The 22,294-nt window shown below is 63.2% G+C and carries 25 protein-coding genes; 3 read left to right on the top strand and 22 right to left on the bottom strand.

The window, feature by feature from the left end; all coding sequences use genetic code 11:
- Window positions 1–21: 21 nt before the first annotated feature.
- From E0E29_RS00870 to E0E29_RS00810, 13 genes are all read right to left on the bottom strand, one after another.
- The gene (locus E0E29_RS00870) at window positions 22–282 is read right to left on the bottom strand and encodes a sporulation transcriptional regulator SpoIIID (protein ID WP_130848219.1); all 261 of its coding nucleotides are present in this window, start codon (window positions 280–282) and stop codon (window positions 22–24) included.
- 75 nt (window positions 283–357) lie between these two features.
- Complete coding sequence (aroE, locus tag E0E29_RS00865; protein ID WP_130848218.1) at window positions 358–1,215, bottom strand: shikimate dehydrogenase; 858 nt, start codon at window positions 1,213–1,215, stop codon at window positions 358–360.
- A 174-nt stretch (window positions 1,216–1,389) separates the two neighbouring features.
- Complete coding sequence (aroQ, locus tag E0E29_RS00860; RefSeq protein ID WP_130848217.1) at window positions 1,390–1,839, bottom strand: type II 3-dehydroquinate dehydratase; 450 nt, start codon at window positions 1,837–1,839, stop codon at window positions 1,390–1,392.
- The gene (locus tag E0E29_RS00855) at window positions 1,836–2,336 is read right to left on the bottom strand and encodes a shikimate kinase (protein ID WP_130848216.1); all 501 of its coding nucleotides are present in this window, start codon (window positions 2,334–2,336) and stop codon (window positions 1,836–1,838) included. Before E0E29_RS00855 ends, aroQ begins: the two co-directional genes overlap by 4 nt.
- Before the next feature lie 3 nt (window positions 2,337–2,339).
- Window positions 2,340–3,494, bottom strand: coding sequence for a bifunctional chorismate mutase/prephenate dehydratase (locus tag E0E29_RS00850; protein WP_130848215.1), 1,155 nt, complete (start codon window positions 3,492–3,494; stop codon window positions 2,340–2,342).
- 24 nt (window positions 3,495–3,518) lie between these two features.
- Window positions 3,519–4,496, bottom strand: a complete 978-nt coding sequence (locus tag E0E29_RS00845; protein ID WP_130848214.1) for a chorismate synthase — start codon at window positions 4,494–4,496, stop codon at window positions 3,519–3,521.
- Window positions 4,493–5,740: a 3-phosphoshikimate 1-carboxyvinyltransferase gene (gene aroA, locus E0E29_RS00840; protein WP_130848213.1), complete on the bottom strand. Its 1,248-nt coding sequence runs from the start codon at window positions 5,738–5,740 to the stop codon at window positions 4,493–4,495. The genes E0E29_RS00845 and aroA overlap by 4 nt, the downstream gene beginning before the upstream one ends.
- A 2-nt stretch (window positions 5,741–5,742) precedes the next feature.
- Window positions 5,743–6,837 (bottom strand): 3-dehydroquinate synthase, encoded by a 1,095-nt coding sequence (aroB, locus tag E0E29_RS00835; RefSeq protein WP_130848212.1) that lies wholly within the window; start codon window positions 6,835–6,837, stop codon window positions 5,743–5,745.
- A 19-nt stretch (window positions 6,838–6,856) separates the two neighbouring features.
- Window positions 6,857–7,876 (bottom strand): 3-deoxy-7-phosphoheptulonate synthase, encoded by a 1,020-nt coding sequence (gene aroF, locus E0E29_RS00830; RefSeq protein WP_130848211.1) that lies wholly within the window; start codon window positions 7,874–7,876, stop codon window positions 6,857–6,859.
- A gap of 389 nt (window positions 7,877–8,265) precedes the next feature.
- Window positions 8,266–9,141 carry a DMT family transporter gene (locus tag E0E29_RS00825; RefSeq protein WP_130848210.1) on the bottom strand — a complete coding sequence of 292 codons (876 nt, stop codon included), beginning with the start codon at window positions 9,139–9,141 and terminating at the stop codon, window positions 8,266–8,268.
- Window positions 9,138–10,331 (bottom strand): MalY/PatB family protein, encoded by a 1,194-nt coding sequence (locus E0E29_RS00820; RefSeq protein WP_130848209.1) that lies wholly within the window; start codon window positions 10,329–10,331, stop codon window positions 9,138–9,140. The genes E0E29_RS00825 and E0E29_RS00820 overlap by 4 nt, the downstream gene beginning before the upstream one ends.
- Before the next feature lie 87 nt (window positions 10,332–10,418).
- Window positions 10,419–12,095, bottom strand: coding sequence for a DAK2 domain-containing protein (locus E0E29_RS00815; RefSeq protein WP_130848208.1), 1,677 nt, complete (start codon window positions 12,093–12,095; stop codon window positions 10,419–10,421).
- Window positions 12,096–12,135: 40 nt separating this feature from the next.
- Window positions 12,136–12,486, bottom strand: a complete 351-nt coding sequence (locus E0E29_RS00810) for an Asp23/Gls24 family envelope stress response protein (protein WP_130848207.1) — start codon at window positions 12,484–12,486, stop codon at window positions 12,136–12,138.
- 165 nt (window positions 12,487–12,651) lie between these two features.
- Between E0E29_RS00810 and E0E29_RS00805 the strand changes: the two genes are divergently transcribed.
- Window positions 12,652–12,843 carry a hypothetical protein gene (locus E0E29_RS00805; RefSeq protein WP_130848206.1) on the top strand — a complete coding sequence of 64 codons (192 nt, stop codon included), beginning with the start codon at window positions 12,652–12,654 and terminating at the stop codon, window positions 12,841–12,843.
- A 90-nt stretch (window positions 12,844–12,933) separates the two neighbouring features.
- On the opposite strand, the gene E0E29_RS00800 is transcribed toward E0E29_RS00805, so the two are convergent.
- The 3 genes from E0E29_RS00800 to E0E29_RS00790 all read right to left on the bottom strand — a co-directional run bounded on the left by E0E29_RS00800 (window position 12,934) and on the right by E0E29_RS00790 (window position 15,097).
- Complete coding sequence (locus E0E29_RS00800; RefSeq protein ID WP_130848205.1) at window positions 12,934–13,392, bottom strand: PaaI family thioesterase; 459 nt, start codon at window positions 13,390–13,392, stop codon at window positions 12,934–12,936.
- Window positions 13,376–14,293, bottom strand: a complete 918-nt coding sequence (locus E0E29_RS00795; protein ID WP_130848204.1) for a SufB/SufD family protein — start codon at window positions 14,291–14,293, stop codon at window positions 13,376–13,378. Before E0E29_RS00795 ends, E0E29_RS00800 begins: the two co-directional genes overlap by 17 nt.
- Window positions 14,294–14,365: 72 nt before the next feature.
- On the bottom strand, window positions 14,366–15,097 hold the full coding sequence (locus tag E0E29_RS00790) for an ABC transporter ATP-binding protein (RefSeq protein ID WP_130848203.1): 732 nt from the start codon (window positions 15,095–15,097) through the stop codon (window positions 14,366–14,368).
- Between the two features lie 193 nt (window positions 15,098–15,290).
- Here E0E29_RS00790 and E0E29_RS00785 point away from each other — a divergent pair, with 193 nt between their 5' ends.
- Window positions 15,291–15,860 (top strand): hypothetical protein, encoded by a 570-nt coding sequence (locus E0E29_RS00785; protein WP_130848202.1) that lies wholly within the window; start codon window positions 15,291–15,293, stop codon window positions 15,858–15,860.
- A 179-nt stretch (window positions 15,861–16,039) separates the two neighbouring features.
- On the opposite strand, the gene E0E29_RS00780 is transcribed toward E0E29_RS00785, so the two are convergent.
- Window positions 16,040–16,618 carry a rubrerythrin family protein gene (locus E0E29_RS00780; RefSeq protein ID WP_130848201.1) on the bottom strand — a complete coding sequence of 193 codons (579 nt, stop codon included), beginning with the start codon at window positions 16,616–16,618 and terminating at the stop codon, window positions 16,040–16,042.
- A gap of 240 nt (window positions 16,619–16,858) precedes the next feature.
- On the opposite strand from E0E29_RS00780, the gene ychF reads away from it, so the two are divergent.
- Entirely contained in the window at window positions 16,859–17,953 is a 1,095-nt protein-coding gene (gene ychF / locus E0E29_RS00775; RefSeq protein WP_130848200.1) for a redox-regulated ATPase YchF, read from the top strand.
- 167 nt (window positions 17,954–18,120) lie between these two features.
- On the opposite strand, the gene E0E29_RS00770 is transcribed toward ychF, so the two are convergent.
- From E0E29_RS00770 to E0E29_RS00750, 5 genes are all read right to left on the bottom strand, one after another.
- Entirely contained in the window at window positions 18,121–18,738 is a 618-nt protein-coding gene (locus tag E0E29_RS00770) for a TatD family nuclease-associated radical SAM protein (RefSeq protein WP_130848199.1), read from the bottom strand.
- 12 nt (window positions 18,739–18,750) lie between these two features.
- On the bottom strand, window positions 18,751–19,518 hold the full coding sequence (locus tag E0E29_RS00765; RefSeq protein WP_130848198.1) for a TatD family hydrolase: 768 nt from the start codon (window positions 19,516–19,518) through the stop codon (window positions 18,751–18,753).
- Window positions 19,519–19,633: 115 nt separating this feature from the next.
- The gene (locus E0E29_RS00760; RefSeq protein ID WP_130848197.1) at window positions 19,634–20,356 is read right to left on the bottom strand and encodes an amino acid ABC transporter ATP-binding protein; all 723 of its coding nucleotides are present in this window, start codon (window positions 20,354–20,356) and stop codon (window positions 19,634–19,636) included.
- Window positions 20,343–21,104, bottom strand: coding sequence for an amino acid ABC transporter permease (locus E0E29_RS00755; RefSeq protein WP_130848196.1), 762 nt, complete (start codon window positions 21,102–21,104; stop codon window positions 20,343–20,345). The genes E0E29_RS00760 and E0E29_RS00755 overlap by 14 nt, the downstream gene beginning before the upstream one ends.
- An 84-nt stretch (window positions 21,105–21,188) precedes the next feature.
- Window positions 21,189–22,076 carry an ABC transporter substrate-binding protein gene (locus E0E29_RS00750; RefSeq protein ID WP_341273089.1) on the bottom strand — a complete coding sequence of 296 codons (888 nt, stop codon included), beginning with the start codon at window positions 22,074–22,076 and terminating at the stop codon, window positions 21,189–21,191.
- Window positions 22,077–22,294: the final 218 nt, after the last annotated feature.

Below are 22,294 nucleotides of genomic sequence, written 5' to 3'. Positions count from 1 at the left end.
GTTTTTTGCTTTTAGCCATCCTCAGGAGACAGCATCCTCGCCCTTGTATTTCCGCCGAGTGGCGATGCCGCCCCGGATGTGACGCTGGGCCTTATTTTCGTCCAGCACCGCCTTCACCTGGAGGTAGAGGGGACGGTTGAAGGCGCTCAGACGGTCCTGGATATCCTTGTGGACGGTGGATTTGCTGATGCCGAAGCGCTGGGCGGCAGCCCGTACCGTCGCCTTGTTCTCGATGATGTAAAGGGCCAGCCGGCAGGCCCGCTCCTCGATGTTCCCTTTCACACGCGCAACACTCCCCATCGTGGTTTCCACTGTGGGATGTATATGCGCAGAGAAGGGGGAACAGAACGGGCTTGCTTACGCCCCCAGCAGAGGGGCCAGACGCCGGGCCATGGCAGGGGCGTCAATGGAGACGCCGGTGAAGTGCTCCAGGGCAAAGATGGCCTGGTAAAGGAGCATGCTAAGGCCGTTGAGGGTGGAGTGGCCCAATTCCCTGGCACGGGCCAGGAGGGCTGTCTCCAGAGGGGCGTAGATGAGGTCGCACACCGGCACACCGGCGGGCAGGGCCTCCAGGAAGGAGAGGTCATCAAACTGGCCCTTGGCTCCCGTCATGCCCAGGGAGGTGCAGTTCACCAGCAGGTCGGCGCTGGCGGCCAGGGCTTGGAGGGTGTCCATGTCAAAGCCGGCGGGTGAGAGAATTTTGGGCGCTTTGCCGCAGAGGGCCTGGGCCTTCTCTACGGTCCGGTTGCAGATTGTCACCGAGGCCGCCCCCTGCTGGGCCAGCTTCAGGGATACCGCCTTGGCGGCGCCGCCCGCCCCCAGCAGGACCACCCGGCGGCCTCTGGGATCAAACCCGGCGTCCAGCAGGGCCTGGAAAAAGCCGCGCCCATCTGTGTTATATCCGTATACTTTTTCATCTTTTATACAGACCGTATTTACCGAGCCGTAGAGTCTGGCGTCCTCGTCCAGCTCGTCCATGAGGGGGAGGAGGTCTTCCTTGTGGGGCATGGTGGCGTTGAAGCCGGCGTAGCCGGCGAATCTGGCGCACTCCAGCCACCGGGCGGCCTCCCCGGCCCTGACGGGCTGACAGAGGTAGACATAATCCAGCCCCAGCGCCTGGATCATGGTGTTCTGGATCAGGGGGGACTTGGAGTGGAGCACCGGGTCTCCGATGACGCACAGTTTTTTCGTGGTGTTGTTCAGCTCGACCTGCATGGCGGCTCTCCTTTGGTTTTACACAATTTGGGCGGCTGGCGTGGAAAAGATAGACGTTTTCATCGTCTATACTGGTTGATTTGATGGAACTGAGGCTGGATTATCCACATGAGAACATAGCTGTGGGGATGCACGACTTTCCAGTTACCCTAAAAGTTATCCCCGAAGGGTGGCCTAAAGCTCTCTTTGGTTACTTTCTCTCTCCGAGAGAAAGTAACCAAGGGCGGCCTCGTAGCCATAGAGGCCCAGGCCGCAGATCTGGCCCACGCAGGCGGGGGCGGTGACGCTCTTGTGGCGGAACTCCTCCCGCTGGTGGATGTTGGAGATGTGGACCTCGATGCAGGGCACAGAGACGGCCTTGAGGGCGTCCAGAATGGCCACGGAGTAGTGGGTGTAGGCCCCGGGATTCATGACGATGGCGTCGTAGACCCCATTGGCGGCCTGGATGGCATCCACGATGGCCCCCTCGTGGTTGGATTGGAAACAGTCCACCGTGGAGCCGTGGGCGGCGGCAAATTCTTTCAAATGGGCGCACAGGCTCTCGTAGTTCTCCGAGCCGTAGATGCCCGGCTCCCGCTGGCCCAGCAGGTTGAGATTGGGCCCGTTGATGACCAGAAATTTCATGCTCTGAGTACCTCCAGAATGGCGTTGAGACCGGCCTCGGGGGAGACGGGGTCGGTGATGATGTGGTGGGCCCACCGGCGGTAGACCGGCTCCCGCTGGGCAAAGCGGTCCAGGAAGGCGGCCCGGCCGTCTTGGGCCAGGGGCCGGTCCCCTAGGACGCCGGAGTCGTAGGTGATGCCCGGGTCCCGGCAGAGCCAGAAGACCACCCCCGTCTCATGGAGGGGGGCTATGGCGTCGGCGTGCAGGGGGAGGCCGCCGCCGCAGGCGATGACCAGACCGGTCCGGCGGGCGAGGTCCTGGGCCGTCTCCCGCTCCCGGTCCCGGAAGTAGCCCTCCCCGTCGGCGGCGAAGATGGCGGGGATGGTCCGGCCCTCTTTTTCCTCAATGAGGGCGTCGGTGTCCACCAGGGGACGGCCCAGCGCGGCGGCTAAAAGCCCTCCCACCGTGGTCTTGCCCGAGGCCATCATGCCGATGAGGACGATGTTGCGCTCATCCACGGCTCAGCCCTCCTTGCAGGCGGGGTAGTTCCCCAGCACCCGGAAGCCCTCGGCGGTCTGGGTGAGCTCCAGGAGCACCCCGTCCATGCCGGGAGCGGTGAGGTCGGCGGCGAAGTCGGCGAAGAAGAGGTACTCCCAGCTCCGGCCCACGATGGGCCGGGACTCCAGCTTCATGAGGTTGAGGCCGTTGACGGCGAAGATGGTCATGAGCTGGTGGAGGGAGCCGGTACGGTGGGGCAGGGTGAAGAGGGCGCTCACCTTGTCGCTGCCCGGCCGATGCTCTGGTACCGGGGAGACGATGACGAAGCGGGTGTAGTTGTGGTCGTTGGCGTTGATGTGCTGGGCCAGGATGTCAAGACCGTAGAGCCGGGCGGCGTGGGGGGAGCAGATGGCCGCCTGGCCGGGCTGGCCGCTTTTGGACACAAACTGGGCGCTCTCGGCGGTGTTGAGCCGAGGCACCCGGGCCCAGTCCCGGCCCTTGAGAAAGTCGGCGCACTGGAGAAGGCCCTGCTCGTGGGAGTAGACGGTGGTGATGGTGTCCAGGGTGGTGCCGGCGGGGGCGGCCAGACAGTGGTCCACCTTCACCGTCTGCTCCCCCACGATATAGGCCCCGTACTGGGCCAGCAGGTCGTAGACCTGGCTGATGGAGCCGGTGGAGCTGTTCTCAATGGGCAGCACGCCGTAGTCGGCCCGGCCCTCCTTCAGAGCCAGAAAGACCTCCTCCCAGGTGGCCACATGGGACTGGTGAACGGCCGCCCCGAAGAAGGCTCCGGCGGCCTCGTCGGAGTAGGCGCCCGGTTCGCCCTGGTAGAGGACCCTGGGATGCTCCAGGGGCGTGCGGGCGGTGCGCAGGGCGGCACAGATGCGCTGGTAGTCGCCGTTGCCCGCCTCGGTGAGGAGCTTGCGCTGCTGCCGGCGGGAGATGCCCATGATGGCCTCGTAGAGGGCGATGACGTCGTCCTTCCGGGCGGTGTCGTCGGTGAGGGCGGCTTTTTTGGCCAGCACCTCCCGCTCCCGGGCGGTGTCCAGCACCGGAATGCCGTTGGCCTGCTTCCAGCGGCCCACTTGCTCCGTCACCTCCATGCGCCGGAGGAAGAGGGCGGTGAGCTGGGCGTCGATATCGTCGATCTGCCCCCGAAGCTCATCCAGTTGACTCATAGGAATACACCTCTTTGTGTAGACTCAGATGCCCAGCACCTCACAGGCGGCCAGGGCGGCGGCGGACTCGATGACCGGCACCGCCCGGGGCACGATACAGGGGTCGTGGCGGCCGGTAATGGCCAGCTTGGCGTCGGCGTGGCTGGAGAGGTCCACCGTGTCCTGTTCCCGGGCGATGGAGGGGGTGGGCCGGATGGTGACCTCAAAGGTCACCGGCATGCCGTTGGTGATGCCGCCGTTGACACCGCCAGCGTGGTTGGTGCGGGTCCTGACGGTATCTCCGTCCATATAGAAGGGGTCGTTGGCCTGGCTGCCCCGGAGCCCGGCGAAGCCGGTCCCCAGCCCGAAGCCCACCGCCTTTACAGCGGGGACGGCAAAGAGATACTGGGAGAAAATGCCCTCCACGTTGCAGCCGAAGTCGGGGGACCCCAGCCCGGCGGGGAGACCGGTGACGGCGCAGGCGATGCGCCCACCCACCGAGTCCAGGTCGGCCTTGGCGGCCATGATGGCCGCCTCCATCTCCTCCGGGGTGGGGTCGGCGATGTCGGCCACGTTGGAGATGCGGGAGGTGACTTCCACGCCCTGCTCCTTCAGGATGAGCTTGGCCACCGCCCCGGCGAAGACCAGAGGGGCGGTGAGGCGGCCGGAGAAGTGGCCGCCGCCCCGGTAGTCGTTGCAGCCGTGGTAGCGGACGAAGCCGGTGTAGTCGGCGTGACCGGGCCGGGGCAGGTTTTTGAGCTTGGCGTAGTCCTTGGAGCGGGTGTCGGTGTTGAAGATGACGGCGCACAGGGGGGTGCCGGTGGTTTTGCCCTCAAAGACGCCGGAGAGGATCTCGGGCTCGTCGGCCTCCTTCCGGGCGGTGGTCATGGCGTTCTGCCCCGGCGCCCGGCGGGCGAGCTCGGAACGGATGAAGTCCATGTCCAGCTCCAGTCCGGCGGGGACCCCCTCCAGGGTCACCCCGATGGCGGGACCGTGGGACTCGCCGAAAATGGTGTATCTCATGGCTGTGCCTCCTCTGTCCGGGCGATGACGCCGCCTAGGGCCTCGTAGTCCGCCCAGAAGTTGGGGTAGGACTTTTTGACGCACTCCGCCCCAGTGATGGTGACGGGGGCGTCACAGTTGGTGGCGGCGATGGCGGCCATCATGGCGATGCGGTGGTCGTTGTGGCCGGAGACGGTGACGCCGCCGGGGAGGGTGTCCTTCCCGTGGATGACCAGATGGTCGTCGTGCTCCTCCACCTCCGCCCCCAGGGCGTTGAGCACCTCGGTCACCGTGGAGAGCCGGTCGCTCTCCTTGATCCGCAGCCGGGCGGCGTTGACCAGCCGGGTGGTGAGCCCCTCTCCCCGGAGGGCGGCCATGGCGGCCAGCGGGGGCACCAGGTCGGGGCACTGGCTCACATCCAGGTCCAATGGGTCCCGCCCCTGTAATTTCAAAAAGCAGGGCACGATACGCATGTCGCCCTGGACGGAATAAGCATTGAGCCCTTGTATGTCGAGCTGGCATCCCAGACTGACCGCCTCATACCAGAAGGCGGCGTTGGACCAGTCGGCCTCCACAGTCAGGTCCCGGGCCTGGAAGGACTGGCCTCCGGGGACCAGGAAGCGGGCGTAGTCCTGGTTTTCCACCCGGACGCCGAACTGCTCCAGCACGTCCAGAGTCATGTCCACATAGCCCCGGCTCTCCAGGGAGGTGGTGAGGAGGATCTCGCTGTCCCCGGGCAGCAGGGGAAGGGCATAGAGAAGGCCGGTGATGAACTGGCTGGACACGTTGCCGGGGAGGGAGAAGGTTCCCGCCTCCAGTCTGCCGCTGATGGTGAGCACGCTGTCCTTCTGCTCGAAGGAGATGCCCTTTTCCCGAAAGAGCTCGAAATAGGGCCCCTGGGGCCGCTCCATGAGCCGGCCGTGGCCGGTGAAGCGGCCGCCGCCCAGGACGGCCAGGGCGATGGGGATGAGAAAGCGCAGGGTGGAGCCCGACTCGCCGCAGTCCAGCAGGGGGAGTTCCCCTCGGGACGCCGGCCTTCCGGCCAGTCCGGTGACCGCCAGGGCGTCGACCTCCCGCCGGAAGGAGGCCCCCAGAACCTCCAGGCAGCGGATGGTGGCCTCGATGTCCTGGGAGAGGGCCACGTTTTTAAGTATGCTCCCCCCTCCGCTGAGGGCGGAGGCGATGAGCACCCGGTGGGCCTGGCTTTTGGAGGGAGGAGGGGTAATGGTCCCCTGGAGCAGGCGGGGTGTGATGGTGACGTTCATGGTCAGGTCCTCCCATAGAGGGCGGAGAGCTGGGAGAGCACCTCCGCCTTTTTCATCTTCACGGCTTTGGCCCTGCCCATCTCCTCCAGGAGGATCAGGCTGACACTGTCCCCGGCGCCCTTCTTGTCCAGGCCGATGGTCTCCGCCATAACGGGCCACTCGGCGTCAGAGCAGGGGATGTGGACGGGCAGGTCGAAGGCCTGGAGCAGCTTGGTGAGGGCCTGGAGATCGTCCCCTGTGCAGCCCACGCCCAGGGCCAGCCCCAGCCGGACGGCCACGCACATGCCGGCGGCCACCGCCTGGCCGTGGGTCCAGGTCTCGTAGTTTCCCATCTTCTCAAAAGCGTGCCCCACAGTGTGGCCGAAGTTGAGGAGCATCCGGCGGCCGGTGTCCCGCTCGTCCTCTTCCACTACCATCCGTTTTAAATCACAGCAGGTATACAGAACGTGTTCGATTTCCTCCATGATATCCCCACGGCCGGGCCGGAGGGCGAGGAAGTCGAAGAAGGACCTGTCCAGGATGCAGCCGTACTTGATGACCTCTGCCATGCCGTCGGCGAAGGTGCGGTCGTCCAGGGTGTCCAGGGTGTCGGGGTCCATGAGGACCACCTTGGGCTGCCAGAAGGCCCCGGCCAGGTTTTTGCCGTGGGCCAGGTCGACGGCCACCTTGCCGCCCACAGAGGAGTCCACCTGGGCGAGGAGGGTGGTGGGGATCTGGACAAAGTCCACCCCACGGAGGATGGTGGCGGCGGCGAAGCCGGCCAGGTCACCCACCACGCCGCCGCCCAGGGCCACCACGGCGTCGGTGCGGGTGAGCCCAAAGTCCATCATGTCCTCCCAGAGGGCGCTGAGCATGGCGGCGGACTTGGAGCCCTCCCCGGCGGGGATCTCCCGGCAGGCGGTCTCAAAGCCGGCACGCTCCAGCCCGGGGATGAGGGCGGAGAGATAGATGGGGGCTACGTTGGAGTCGGTGACCACAAAGAGCTTTTTGGCCCGGGGGAGCACCGGGCGCAGGTACTCGGCCGCCTGGGAGAGAAGGCCGGAGCCGATGAGGATGTCGTAGCTGCGGCCGGGGAGGGATACGGTAAGGGTCCTCATGGGTTCACTTCCTTCCGTGTCAGGGCATCAGGGTCTTGCCCATCATGGGAGCCAGGACCTTCACCTTCTTCATGAGCTCGTCGAACTTCTTGGGGGTGAGGGACTGCTGGCCGTCGCACTTGGCGTGGGGGGGATCGTTGTGGACCTCGATGATGAGGCCGTCGGCTCCGGCGGCGATGGCCGCCATAGCCAGGGGCTCCACCATCCAGTACATGCCGGCGGCGTGGGAGGGGTCCACGATGACGGGCAGATGGCTCATCTGCTTGATGGCGGGGATGGCGGACACGTCCAGGGTGTTGCGGGTGTAGGTCTCAAAGGTGCGGATGCCCCGCTCGCAGAGGATGACGTTCTCATTGCCGGCGGCCATGATGTACTCTGCCGACATGATCCACTCCTCGTAGGTGTTGGAGAGGCCCCGCTTGAGGAGGATGGGCTTGCTCATCTTGCCCACTTCCTTCAAAAGCTCGAAGTTCTGCATGTTCCGGGCGCCCACCTGGACTACGTCCACGCGCTCCTCAAAGAGCTCGGCCATCCGGGGGTCCATGATCTCGGTGACGATGGGCAGACCGGTCTGGGCACGGGCCTCCACCAGCAGGTCCAGGCCGGGGGTGCCCATGCCCTGGAAGGAGTAGGGGGAGGTGCGGGGCTTGAAGGCGCCGCCCCGGAGCATGGCCGCGCCGGAGAGCTTCACGTCCTGGGCCACGGCGCAGATCTGCTCCTCGCTCTCCACCGAGCAGGGCCCGGCGATGACGGAGAAGTTGCCGCCGCCGATCCGGGCCTTGCCCACGGTGACCACCGTGTCCTCGGGGTGGAACTTCCGGTTGGCCTTCTTGTAGGGCTCCTGGACCCGCATGACCCGCTCCACATTGTCCTCCATGGAGATCTTGTCGATGTCCAGCTCAGTGGTGTCGCCCACCAGGCCCAGGATGGTGCAGCCGATGCCGTGGGTGATGCCCACGTCCAGGCCCTGGGCACGGAAGGTGTCGGCCAGGGCTTCAATATCCTCATTTTTCGTGCCGGGTTTCATGATGATTACCATAGTGATCTTCTCCTTCTCCCGCAATGGGCGCAAAAGAAAAAGCGCCCATTGACGATAAAATCAATGAGCGCACGGTTCAACGATACAACGACCCTATGAAAAGGGCCGGCCCATTCACTTTATCCCGCTATTTTTACCCATGCCAAAAAAGCCGGTGCCCGTAAATCGAGCCCAGCCAAAATAGGTAAAGAAGCGGGATTCAGTTGTGAGGCGGCAATGGTCCATGAAAAGATACCTCACTTGCAATGGTTGGAGGTATTTTACACCCGCTGTCGGAAAAATGCAAGAGTGATTTGGCACGGTAAAGTAAAAAATATAAAAAGGAAGACCAAAACTTTTTAGAAAATATGCCCCACGTTCGGCGGTTTCCGAACATGGGGCATGTTTTTCTATGTATGCTGGCCCTCGGCCTTGGTGTAGAGGAGGACGCCGGCCAGGACGGCCACGGCGCCAACGGCTTGGAGGAATCCGATGCCTTCGCCGAAAAGAAGGAGGCCAAGAATGGAAGCGAAAATGGGTTCGCAAAGCTTGGCGGCGGAGACATAGGCGGGGGAGAGCCACTTCAGGCTCCAGGAGAAGAGGGAGTGCCCCAGCAGGGTGCAGAACACGGCCAGCAGCAGTCCCACGCCCACCTCCCGGAGGCCCCATCCCAGCACCGGAGTGCCGGTGGCGGCGTCCAGCACCAGCAGGACGATGAGGCAGGAGAGGTAGGTGAGGAAGGTGTAGATGGTGGTGGACTGCCGGGCGCGCTGGACCTGGCCGATGAGGGTATAGGCGGCCACAGCCACGGCGGCCAGCACCGCCAGCAGGTCCCCCGCCAGGGCGCCGGACCCTCCGGCGTCGGAGAGGGCCAGCACTACGCTGCCGGCGAAGGCCACAGCGATGGCGGCCACTCCCAGCCGGGGGATGCGGCCATGGAGGAAGAGGGCAAAGCCCAGGGCGGAGAAGATGACCTCAGTGGACACCAGCACGGTGGAGGAGGCGATGGAGGTCCACTTGAGGGACTCGAACCAGGTGGAGAAGTGGAGGGCCAGGCAGGCGCCGCTGAGGGCACACATCAAGAGGTCCCGGCGGGTGGCAGAGAGAAGCTCAGCCCGGTGCTTTCCCAGCACCGAGGGGAGAAGGAGCAGGACGGTCCAGCCCAGGCGGCCGGTGGCCGTCACCAGTGAGGGAGCGGCCGACCAGCGTACGAAGATGGAGGAGAAGGAGGCGCCCAGCACCCCCAGGAAGAGAACCAGCCGGGGGTCCGTCGTCAGGCGGCTCAACGGGGAAGCCCCTGCCGCCGGGCGGCGTCGTCCAGGCGCTCCAGGGCCTTCTCCAGGTGGTGGCGGGGGCAGGCCAGGACGAAGCGCTCAAAGCCGATCCCCTCGGGCCCGAACATGGTGCCCTCGTCCAGCCACAGTCCGGCCTCATCCCGCATGAAGCGCATCTGGGCCTCCGGGTCCAATCCCAGGGAGGAGAAGTCGGCCCACAGCAGGTAGGTGCCCTCCCAGGGGGCCGTCCATACCGAGGGGAAGCGGTCGGCCAGGAAGGCTTTGCACAGCTCAAAATTGCCCTTCAGGTGCTCCAGGAAGGCGCTCAGCCAGGGCTCTCCGTGCTCGTAGGCCGCCCGGGAGGCGGCCAGGCCGAAGTAGCCGTTGAAGCCGCCGGTGTAGCCGTCGGTCTTGGCCCGGAACTGCCGGCGCAGCCCCTGGTCGGGGATGATGGTGGTGGCGGTGGCCAGACCGGCCAGGTTGAAGGTCTTGCTGGCGGAGGTGCCCATGATGCAGTTGTGGGCGGTCTCCTCGTCCAGGGTGGCCAGAACGGTGTGGGTGTGGCCCGGGGCGATGAAGTCGCAGTGGATCTCATCGGAGAAGATGAGCACGCCGTTGCGGCGGCAGATGTGGGCGATGGCCGTCAGCTCCTCCCGGGTCCACACCCGGCCGGTGGGGTTGTGGGGGGAGCAGAGGAAGAGGAGCTTGGTCTCGGGGCGGCGGCACAGGTCCTCCAGGTGATTGAGGTCCAACTCATAGCCGCGGTCGGTGCGGCGGAGGGGGTTGGCCAGGAAGGTCCGTCCGCTGTTTTCGGTGATGCGCTTGAAGGGGGGATAGGCAGGGGTCTGGGTGACAATGGCGTCCCCGGGCTTGGTAAAGGCGTGAATGGCCTGCCCGGCGGCGTGGACCACGCCAAAGTTGCTCACCAGCCAGCCGGGGTCCACGGTCCAGCCGTGGCGGCGTTCCATCCAGCCGATGAGGGCGGCGCGGAAGGCCTCATCCATACCGGTGTAGCCGTAGACGCCGAAGTCAGCGGCCTCCCGGATGGCGGCGATGATCTCAGGGGCCACCAGCAGGTCCATGTCGGCCACAGAGAAGGGAATCACGTCGGGATCGGTGACACCGGCCCTCTCCATAGGGACCCATTTGGAAGCCCCCATGTGGAGTCGGGAGCGCAGGGTGGTAAAGTCATAGGTGGACATGGGAAACAAACCTCCAGTTCTCTCTTTCTGCACAGAGGAAAAGGGCGGCCATCCGGCCGCCCTTGACACATTATTATGGAGCGGGGATCATTCCGCGGAGATGAGGTAATAGTAAACGGGCTGCCCACCGGAGAGGAGGGTAATCTCGGCGCTGGGGCAGGCGGCGGTAAAGATGTCCAGAGCACCCTGGGCCTGTTCCTCGGTGACATCCTCACCGTAGTAGATGGTGATGAACTCGGCGTTCTGCTGGGGCTCGGCCTCGGCCAGCCGATTGAGCAGGGCAGAGAGGTCCCGGTCGGTGCCGAAGAGCTGGTTCTCGGCCAGGGCCAGGTAGTCACCCTCCTTGATATCGAAGCCGTCAAAGTCGGAGTTCCGGGCGGCGTAGGTGATCTGGGCGGTGTGGACATTCTGGATGGTCTGGGTCATGGCGTCGGTGTTGTCCTCCTGAATGGCGTCGGGGTCAAAGGAGAGGAGGGCGGAGACACCCTGGGGGATGGTCTTGGTGGGCAGGACCACCACCGTTTTGCCCTCGGCCAGGGGGATGCACTGCTCGGCAGCCATGATGATGTTCTTGTTGTTGGGGAGGACGTAGACCACCTCGGCGGGGGTGGCTTCGATCTCCTTGAGAATGTCTTGAGTGGAGGGGTTCATGGTCTGGCCTCCGGAGACCACCCGGTCCACGCCCAGGTCCCGGAACACGTCGGCGATGCCGTCACCGGCGCAGACGGAGACGAAGCCGTACTTCTTCTCCGGGGCGGCGGAGGCGGGGGCGGCACAGTGGTCGTGGTCGTCCTCCTCCAGGTCGTCGGTGCTCTGAATGTGGCGGCCTGCGGCCAGGTCCTCGGCCTGAGTGCGCATGTTCTCAATCTTGGCCAGCTCCAGGGTGCCGTACTTCTGGGCCTCGCTGAGGACGGCGCCGGGGATATCGGTGTGGACGTGGACCTTGAAGGCGTCGTCGCTCTCGCCGATGACCAGGCTGTCACCCACGCTGTTGAGGTAGGCCTGGAAGGCCTCCAGACCGTTGTAGTGCTCGTCCTTGCGGACGATAAAGACGGTGTCGAAGGTGAAGGTGATTTCCTCGGCGGCAATGGCGGCGTAGTCGGTCTTCTGCTCGCCGGCAGAGCCCTCGTCTGCGTCCTCGGGCATGGGCTCGCCGCGGAGCTCGTCCAGCATGCCCTGGAGGATGACCAAAAAGCCCTTGCCGCCGGCATCCACCACGCCGGCCTTCTTGAGGACGGGATTCTGATTCACCGTGTCGTCCAGGGCGATGAGGCCCTCCTTGATGGCCTCGTCCAGAACGAACTCCAGGGAGCGGTCCTCCCGGGCGGCCTCGGCGGCCCGGCGGGCGGCCAGGCGGGAGACGGTGAGGATGGTGCCCTCGGCGGGCTTCATGACCGCCTTGTAGGCGGTGGCCACGCCGTAGTCCAGGGCGATGGCAAAGTCGGCGCCGTCGGCGGTCTCCTTGTCCTTCAGAGCCTTGGCAAAGCCCCGGAAGAGGAGGGAGAGAATGACGCCGGAGTTGCCCCGGGCGCCCCGGAGCAGGGCGTTGGCGTTGACCTGGGCCACGGCGCCCACGTTGCCGGGGGCCTTCTTCTTCAGCTCGGTGGCGGCGGTGGCGATGGTCATGCCCATGTTGGTGCCGGTGTCGCCGTCGGGCACGGGGAAGACGTTGAGCTCGTTGATCTGCTGCTTCTGGGAATTGATGGAGGCCGCTGCGTGGATGACCATCCGCGCCAGCAGCGCCCCGTCAATGGTTCCTATCATGTCGAATGTTCCTTTCTATGACGGAATGGGCCGCCGGACTTCAGCCGATGACCATGGAATCCACGCACACGTCCACGCTTTTGACCTTGACGCCGGTGACCTTCTCTACGATATAGCGCACCTCGCTCATGATGGAGTGGCTGACGGCGGTGAGATTGACGCCGTTGTCCACAATAATGTGGAGCTCGATGGAGACGGTATCATCGTCATTGAACCGGACCTTGACTCCCTTGGCCATGGACTCCCGGCGCAGGAGATGAACCAGTCCGTCGGTCTTGGAGCGCACCGCCATGCCCTTGACGCCGTAGCAGTTGGTGGCGGCGGCGCCGGTGATGTTGGTGAAGACATCGGGGCTGATGGTGATGACGCCCCTCTCTGTTTCCAGTCTCATATGGTACCTCCTTTGGAGCACTAGGACAGAATACACCAATTATGGTCTATTTATTGTATTCTATTTTTCCCATAAATACAAGGGAAAAAGTTGCGGTGAATGATTGTAATTTCCACGAAAATCGTGTAGACTAAGGATAACACTCAGATGTGGAGGTGTGATGGGATGAAAGTCGCCCGTTTTGTACTGAAGATCGTGGGCTGGTCCCTGGCGCTGGCCGCTGCCATTTGCTGCGTCGTGGCCTACTGGGATAAGATCACCAGCGTTGTGTGCGGCCTGAAGGACATGGTCACGGAGAAGGGAGCCTGCTGCTGCCACCCCTCCGAGTTTGACGACTACGCCGACTGGGACGAGTAAGGCGTACACAAAAATGACAAGGCGCACTCTCTGCAGAGTGCGGTATACGCAGGAAAATGGCCGCCCGTATGGGCGGCCATTTTTGTTTTCTTACGGTTCCGCCGGCGGGACAGGCGGTTTTTCTCCCGCGTGGTCCATGAGGTAGAAGGTGAAATTGCCGTTGGCCACCTCCACGCCGTTGTCGTCGGTGATGGTCTGGCGGTAGACGCACAGACGGTGTCCCAGCTTTTCAGGTACGGCCTTGCAGTAGAGCTTCTTGTTGGAGCCCAGTGCGGGGCGGAGAAAGCTGAAGGCGTAGTTCACTGTGACGCAGGGCTTGCCGGTGGCGGTAAAGACCCCGGTGCCACCCACCGTGTCGGCCAGGGTGGCCAGACAGCCACCGTGGACGATGCCGTAGGGGTTGAGGCTCTCCGGATGGACGGTGAGCTCGCCAATAGCAGTGCCGTCCTCGTAGAGTTCGGTGATTCTGATGTGGTTATAGGAGGCAAAGGGGTCGTGGACCAGGGTAGATCCCTCTTTGATGGGGATAGGCTTACTGCAGGAATCCATTGAGAATCCGCTCCTCTGCTTCTTCCTCGGTGAGTCCGAGGGTCATGAGCTTCAGGATCTGATCGCCGGCAATGCGCCCAATGGCGGCCTCGTGGATGAGCTGGGCGTCGGGGTGCTCGGCGGCGATGGCGGGGATGGACTTGATCTTGGCCTCGCCCATGAGGATGGAGTCGCACTGGACGTGGCCGAAGCATTTGGCTTCGCCGGTCATGCGCGGGTAGAAGACCTGCTGGGACTGGTCCTGGGCCACGGAACGGGAGATGACCCGACCGGTGGCGTCCTCGCCGGCCAGGACGATGTCCATCTCGGACTCGGCGGTCTGTTTACCGTGGGTGAGGAGCTTCTCAGTGATGACGGCCTCGCCGCCGGCACCCACCACGATTTTGGTGTACCGCTTGGTGGAGTCCACGCCCCGGATCTGGGTGGTCTCCATGTTGATGGAGGCGCCCTCCTCCAGGTAGACGATGGTCTGGGGGTTGAAGATGCGCTCGCCGGTGCCCTCACCCTCGCCGTAGTGCTTCTCGTAGTAGCGGACTTTGGAGTTCTTGCCCACGTAGAAGGTGTGGATGCCGTCGTGCTGGGTGGTGTCACAGCCGGAGTTGTGGATGCCGCAGCCGGCGATGATGTCCACGTCGCAGTCCTCGCCGATGTAGAAGTCGTTGTAGACCGTCTCGGTGAGGCCGGTCTCGGTGAGGACCACGGGAATGTGGACCGACTCCTTCTTGGTGCCGGGGGCGATGTGGATGTCGATACCGGACTTGTCGGTCTTGGTGTCGATGACGATGTGAGCGGTGCTGACGCGGCCGTCAGACTGTCCGTTCTTGCGGATATTGTAGGCCCCTACCGGGAGACCGTCCAGATCGGCGATCTCCTTGAGGAGCTTGGCTTCCAGTTTGTCCATGGCTCAAATGCTTCCTTTCTCGGCCTCGGGGATGTGGTGTGGAGCGGCCGTCTGTGAAAACGGGGCGAACCCTCAGGCCCCGTGCATATAGCTGCAGCCCGACACGGTGTTGGCCAGGATCTTGGGAAAAATCTCATCCTTGGCGCCGTGCTGGGTGATGACGCCGTGGTCCACCATGACGATCTCGTCGGCCAGGTCGATGATGCGCTCCTGGTGGGAGATGACGATCAGGGTGGCCTTCTGCTCGTCGTGGAGCTGGCGGAAGGTGTCGGTGAGCCGGGCGAAGGACCACAGGTCGATACCGGCCTCGGGCTCGTCAAAGATCATAAGGCCGGAATTGCGGGCCAGGATGGAGGCGATCTCTATGCGCTTGACCTCGCCGCCGGAGAGGGAGGTGTCCACCTCACGGTCGATATAGTCGGCGGCGCACAGGCCCACCCGAGTGAGGTACTGGCACTCCTCGTCGTGGGTGAGACCCTCCCGTCCAGAGGAGAGCTCCAGCAGGTCCCGGACCTTCAGACCCTTGAAGCGGGGGGGCTGCTGAAAGCCGTAGCTGATGCCCTTCCGGGCCCGCTGGGTGATGTTGAGGGAAGTGATGTCCTCACCGTTCCACAGGATCTGCCCGCCGGTGGGGGTGACCAGGCCCATGATGGCCTTGGCCAGCGTGGTCTTGCCGCCGCCGTTGGGGCCGGTGATGACCACGAATTTGTGCTCGCCGATGGTGAGGGAGACATCGTTGAGGATGCCCAGCTCCTCGCCGGACTCGTCGGACACCTGATAAGATAAATGCCTGATCTCCAGCATGTGAAGGACTCCTTTGTGTTTCTCTGTAAACCGCCGGCGGTATACTGCCGTGTCTGCCGCCGATACGGCAGTATTTTACCATAATTCCGATTGATTTACAAGTATTTCTTTTATGGCCCTGAACATTGAGGAAACGCCGCAGGGCCGCAGGCATAGTATGGACCGAAAGATGGGAATTTAGGAGGCGTGATCCATGGAAGAGATGCAGAAGCCCCAGGGCGGCGCGGCGCCGGAGGAGCGAGAGCTCTTTCGGCAGGTGTGGCAGAGGGTGACGGAGACCGGGGGCGGGGAGAGTCCCATTGAGGTGCTGCCGGCGGCGGTGCCGGAACGGGCGCTGGCGGCACCGGACCCGGGCGAACGGATGGAGCTCCGGTGTGGGGAGCTGCGGGCGGCTCTGGGGGAGGCTCTGGTGGGGGCAGCGGCCTACGAGGCCCTGGCCCGGCGGCTGGGGAACCGGCCGGCGGGGCGGCAGCTCCGGGGACTGGCCGGTGCCGCCCGGCGGCGGAGCAAACGGCTGGCAGTGGCCTGCTTCCTGCTGGACGGGGTGTGGTACCTGCCCCAGAACCCCGGCGGTGAGCGCCGGGAGACCACGGTGATGGGGGGCCTCCGGGAGCGGTATCTGGCCGAGCGGCGCAGCGAGGAGGGCTGCCGGTCCGCCGCCGCCAGGGCGGAGGACGGTGACCTGGCCAACCTGTGGCTGGATCTGGCGGCGGAGAGCCGGGAGAGCGCCCAGACGGTCCGGCGGCTGCTGGAGGAGCTCTGAGGGCGGAAAAGAGAGCATGCGGGCAGTGTGGAAGGAGCCCTCCTGGATGGGAGAGGCGTGTCTGCTCCCCTTCGTGGCGGTCAGCCTGGTGTGCCGATCTGCCGGAGGAATAAAAAGCGCCGCGGACCATGCCGCACTGGGCATGATCCGCGGCGTTTGTACGCGGTAGTGGAGGAAACTCAGCCGTCCACCTTTTTTTGAATGGTGGTGTTCTCAAAGGAGCCGATGGCCTCACAGACGGGGCACACATCGGGGCGCTCCTCAAAGGTAGCGCCGCAGAACATGCAGCGGTAGCCGGCCACACTGACTGTCTTGGTGAGGGCCGGAGCGGCGGGGGCAGCCGCAGCCTTGGCGCCGGACGTACCGGAGGCGCTCAGCTTGGCCAGAGCGGTGAGGAAGCGAAACTCGTGGTCCTTTTCGATCTTGGAGATCTGGTCAAAGAGGGTGCCGATGGCCTCAAAGCCCTCCTCACGGGCGATGTCGGCAAAGGAGGGGTACATGCTGCTCCACTCGCCGTATTCACCCTGGATGGCCTCCTGGAGATTGGCGGCGCTGGAGCCAACTCCCTTGAGCTTCTGGTAGAGGAGCTTGCCGTGGATGCCCTCGTTCTGGGCCATCTGCTCAAAGAGCTCCGCCACCTCCGGGTGACCCTCCTGCCGGGCCTTGTCGGCAAAGAAGAGATACTTATTCCGGGCCATGGACTCGCCGCTGAAGGCGGCCATCAGATTTTGTTCGGTACGAGATCCTTTCAGTTCCATGCGTAAGCCTCCATTTATTAACAATAACGAGAATTGTTATTGTTGTAATAGTACAAATTTATGCAATAGTCAATAGGATAAAGAAAAAAATGTAACCGCAGCGGGCAAAGAGAAATGGTGAGAGGGTGGCTATTGTGAAAAAATCGGCTCTGTGGTATAATATATCACGCTTTTTTGGGCGGAAGGGGTCCTTCCGCCATGACGAGGAAGATCATCCAGGATGAGGAGATGCAAAGATAGATGAAATTAGGTATCGTCGGCCTGCCCAACGTGGGCAAGTCCACCCTGTTCAACGCCATCACCAACGCCGGCGCGGAGAGCGCCAACTACCCCTTCTGCACCATCGACCCCAACGTGGGCATGGTGGCCGTGCCGGACAGCCGTCTGGACTGGCTCTCCGAGCTCTACCACCCCAAGAAGACCACCCCAGCCGTCATCGAGTTCGTGGACATTGCCGGACTGGTGAAGGGCGCCTCCAAGGGCGAGGGCCTGGGCAACAAGTTTTTGTCCAACATCCGGGCCACCGACGCCATCGTCCACGTGGTCCGCTGCTTTGACGACCCCAACGTCATCCACGTGGAGGGCTCCACCGATCCCCTCCGTGACATCGAGATCATCGACATCGAGCTCATCATGGCCGACATGGAGATGGTCCAGCGGCGCATGGACAAGTGCGCTAAGCTGGGCAAGACCGGCGACAAGAAGGCTGCCCATGAGGCCCAGGTGCTCCAGGGGCTCATGGACTGGCTCAACGAGGGCAAGTCTGCCCGCTCCTACCAGTGCGACGAGGACGACGCCGCTCTCATCGCCCAGTCGGAGCTCCTCTCCCTCAAGCCGGTGATCTATGCCGCCAACCTGGACGAGGCGGGCTTCTCTGACTATGAGAATGTGGGCTACTACCAGCAGGTGGCCAAGGTGGCTGCCGACGAGGGTGCCCAGGTCATTCCCGTTTGCGCTCAGCTGGAGGCCGAGATTGCCCAGCTGGAGCCGGATGAGAAGGCCATGTTCCTGGAGGACCTGGGCATCGCCGAGTCCGGCCTGGACCGGCTCATCAAGGCCAGCTATGCCCTGTTGGGCCTCATCTCCTACCTCACCTCCGGTGAGGACGAGTGCCGGGCCTGGACCATCAAGAAGGGCACCAAGGCCCCCCAGGCCGCCGGCAAGATCCACTCTGATTTCGAGCGGGGCTTCATCCGTGCAGAGGTGGTCTCCTTCGAGGACCTGAAGGCCAACGGTTCCATGAACGCCGCCAAGGAAAAGGGCCTGGTCCGCTCCGAGGGCAAGGAGTACGTGGTCCAGGACGGCGATATCATCCTGTTCCGCTTCAACGTGTAATCAGCAGAGAAAAATGGAATCCGCCCACGCCGCTCGACTGCGGCGTGGGCGGATTTTTCATTTTTTATCGTTACCGGGCAGCTGCGCTGGTCGGGCAGGGCGTGCAGAGCGATGCCCAAGTTCTTTTTGGTCCTTTTTCTTACAAGAAAAAGGACGAGAGAAAAGGACTAGTCGGGGATGTAGGCGCGGACCCGGAGGTGGGCGCCCAGGCTCTCACAGATCTCCCGGCAGCGCTGGATCTCTTCGGGAGACTTGTCCTTGTCCACCACGGTCATCATCACTAAGGGCACATACTTCACCGCCTCACGGGTAAAGTCCAGCATGGACTTCCAGGCCAGGATGCCGTCCCGGGGCTGGGTGACAGCCAGGTACTCCTCCGGCGTGGAGCCGTTGAGGGAGATGGAGAGTACGTCAATGCGCCCCTGGAGGTCGGGACATACATCACGGCCGTGGAGAAGATTGGCGTGTCCGTTGGTGTTGATGCGCACCGGCGGCAGGCCGGGCACCGTCCGCTTCAGCTCGTCCACCAGCCACAGAATGTCGTCGATGCGGAAGGTGGGTTCCCCAAAGCCGCAGAAGACCAGCTCCCGGTAGCTGGGCAGGTTTCGGTCCAGCAGGTCCCGGAGGGCCTCATCCCGGGTGGGTTCGTGGTCCAGCCACAGGTCGTCGGCATAGATGGAACCCTTGTGGCCATTGTGCCGCAGGCAGAAGACGCAGGAGCAGTCACAGCGGTTGGTCAGGTTGACGTACAGGGCATTTTCATACTCATAGGTGATGGTCTCCATATCGATCCCTCCTCAGGTGATATCGAAAAACCGTTTTCCGTTGTCCAGCGTGATGGCAAGAACCTCATCCACCGTGAGGCCCTTGAGTTGAGCGATGGTGGCGGCGGTGATGGGGATGAGACTGGAGTCGCACCGCTGCCCCCGGTGGGGCACCGGCGCCATGTAGGGGGCGTCGGTCTCCAGCATGATGCGGTCCATGGGGGCGCAGCGGATGACCTCCGGTGCCCGGCGGGCGTTGGCAAAGGTGATGTTGCCGGTGAAGGAGAGCATCCAGCCCCGGTCCAGCGCCACCTTGGCGTCCTCAGCGCTGAGGGCGCAGCAGTGAAAGACGCCCCGGGCGTTGGGGTGGGCCTTGACGATATCCAGACAGTCCTTGTGGGCGTCCCGGTCGTGGACGATGACGGGCAGGTCCAGCTCCTCGGCCAGGGAGAGCTGGGCATCGAAAAAGTCCCGGGAGAAGGCCCGGTCCTCCGGGCTTTTGACCCAGTAGTAGTCCAGTCCAACCTCTCCGATGGCTTTTACCTTGGGGTGTCCGGCCAGGTCCCGGATGGCGTCCAGGTCGGTGAGGGCAACTCCCTCCAGATTCTCCGGGTGGAAACCCACGGCGGCGTAGATATAGTCGTAGTTCTCTGCCAGGTCCACACACTGCCGGGAGCTCTCCAGATCGCAGCCAGGGCAGACCACCAGGGCCACCCCCTTGCCCGGCAGGGCGGAGAGCAGGGCGTCCCGGTCGGCGTCAAAGGCGTCGTCATAGTAGTGGGCATGGGTGTCAAAGATCATGGCTCGGTCCTCGCTTTTTCATTTCATTACCTTAATCTTACCCGTTTTGCTTCTTTTTTTCAAGTGCGCTTTAACACAAAAAAGCGGACGCCTCCGGCGTCCGCTTTTCGTGTGTTTACAGGACCTTGGACAAAAACTCGATGGTCCGGGGCTCCTTGGGGTTGGCGAAGAAGGCGTGGGGCTCATTCTGCTCCAAGATGTGGCCGCCGTCCATGAAGAGGACACGGCTGCCCACCTCACGGGCAAAGCCCATCTCGTGGGTGACCACCACCATGGTCATGCCCTCGTCGGCCAGCTGCTTCATGACGTCCAGTACCTCGCCCACCATTTCGGGGTCCAGGGCGGAGGTGGGCTCGTCAAAGAGCATGACCTTGGGCTTCATGGCCAGGGCCCGGACAATGGCGATACGCTGCTTCTGGCCGCCGGAGAGCTGGGCGGGATAGGCATCTGCCTTCTCCTCCAGGCCCACCCGCTTGAGCAGGGCGGTGGCGGTGTCGTCGGCCTCGGCCTGACCCATGAGCTTGGTGCGCACCGGCGCCAGAGTGATGTTCCTGCGGATGGTCATGTTGGGGAAGAGGTTGAAGTGCTGAAAGACCATGCCCATCTTACGGCGGACGGCATCAATGTCCACCTTGGGGTCGGTGATCTCGGTACCGTCAAAGGTGATGGTGCCCTTGGTTGGCTCCTCCAGCAGGTTGAGGCAGCGAAGGAAGGTGGACTTGCCGGAGCCGGAGGGCCCGATGATGACCACCTTTTCCCCCTCCTGGATGCTCTCGCTGATGTCGTCCAGCACCAGGTGGTTGCCGAAGGATTTGGTGAGGTGTTTAACGTCGATCACTTTGACGCAGCCTCCTTTCCAGCTTGCTCTGGAGCCAGGTGAAGATCAGGACCATGATGAGGTACATGACGGCGGTGATGAGGTAGGGGTACATGGTCTCATAGGTCCGGGTGATGATGGCCTGGGCGAAGTAGACGATCTCCTTGCCGCCCACCACGCTGATGAGAGAGGTATCCTTGAGCAGGGTGATGAACTCATTGCCCAGGGAGGGAAGGATGGCCTTGAAGGCCTGAGGGATGACGATGAAGCGCATGGTGTCCATATAGCCCAGGCCCAGGGAGCGGCCGGCCTCCATCTGGCCGGGGTCCAGGGACATAAGGCCGCCCCGGATGATCTCGGCCACATAAGCTCCCGAGTTGATGCCTAGGGACAGGGCGCCGATCATGGTCTTGTTCCGGTTGCTGGCGAAGATGACCAGACCCATGATCAGCAGCTGCACCATCATGGGGGTGCCGCGGATCACGGTGACATAGATCTTGCAGATCAGGTTCACGATCCCCAGCAGGGGGTTATGGACGCCCAGCCGCTGCTGGTCATGGGCGGTGCGGATCATTGCCACGACCACGCCCAGCACCACACCGATCAGCAGGGCGATCACCGTCACCTGGATGGTGGTGGCCAGACCCTTAAAGTATTGCTGCCAGCGGTCGGCCTCGAACCAGGCCTTGTAGAACTTCATGTAGACGTCCTGCCAGAAGCTGGGGTTTTCCAAAGCGCCGAATGTCTCGTACAGCTGTGTGAAGCCCATGGCTCGCTCCTCTCTCTTGATGAACAGGCCAAAAGGAGCGGCCGGAGGGCCGCTCCTTTCAGCGGAAATTGTGTATGTCTGCGCTTACTCGGCAGTGATGTACTTGTCGATGATGGCCTGAACGGTGCCGTCATCAATGAGCTCGTTGAGGGCGGTGTTCAGGGCGTCCAGGAGGACGGTGTTGCCGTCGTCCACGGCCAGGCAGTACTGCTCCTCGACCCAGGCGCCGGGCAGGATGGTGAGGCCGGCGTCAGCGTTGGCAGCCACATACTCCTCGGCGGGAGCCTGGTCAATGATGACGGCGTCAATGGTGCCGTTGATCAGCTCCTGCACAGCGGTGGTGCCGTTGTCGTAGGCAATGACGTGGTCCTCGCCGTAGCCGCCGTTCTCAGGAGTGTCGGAGGCGTAGATGTAACCGGTGGTGCCGCGCTGGGTGCCGATCATGTAGTCGCCAAGGTTGTCCATGGTCACATCGGAGCCCTCCTTGACGATGACCACCTGCACGCCGGTGGCGTAGGAGTCGGAGAAGTCCATGACCTCGTCACGGTCGGTGGAGTAGCTCAGGCCGGCCAGCATCATGTCGGCGGCGTTGTTCTGGACGGCCAGCAGGGCGGAGTCAAACTCCATGTCGTCGATGACCAGCTCCAGGCCCAGCTTCTCAGCCAGAGCGTAGGCGATCTCAATGTCGATGCCCTCGAAGCCAGTGCCGTTGAAGCCCTCACCATCCGCAACCAGCTCGTAGGGAGGGAACTGGGCATTGGTGGACATGATGAGCTTGCCGTCCTCGATCAGAGCGGAGGACAGGTCGGCGGCGCCGGTCTCGGCAGGGGTGGTCTCAGCGGGAGTCGTCTCGGCGGGAGTGGTGGTCTCGGGGGCGGGGGTGGAGCTGGAACCACCGGAGCAGGAGGCCAGCAGGCTGACGCTCAGGGCAGCGCCCAGAGCCACGCAAAGCAGTTTCTTCATATTCTTCATGTTCATTCTCTCCTCTTGACCTGTCAGGGTCATTCATTGCGTATGATTATACAACAGTTGCCCCGGTAGTTCAAGCCCTATTTTCCAATTTTCTGCGAATTTATGCAAGATGAATAGAATACCTATGAATAAATGAATAGGCTGGTCAGGTTGGATAAAAGGGGCGGACAAAAAAGGACCGGGCCGCCAGTCGGCGGCCCGGTCACGGTCAGCTGAGA

Source organism: Intestinimonas timonensis, assembly GCF_900626145.1.
Taxonomy (GTDB): Bacteria; Bacillota; Clostridia; order Oscillospirales; family Oscillospiraceae; genus Intestinimonas; species Intestinimonas aquisgranensis.
Note: the sequence above shows the minus strand (reverse complement) of the source record. Positions and strands in the feature narration are given on the sequence as shown.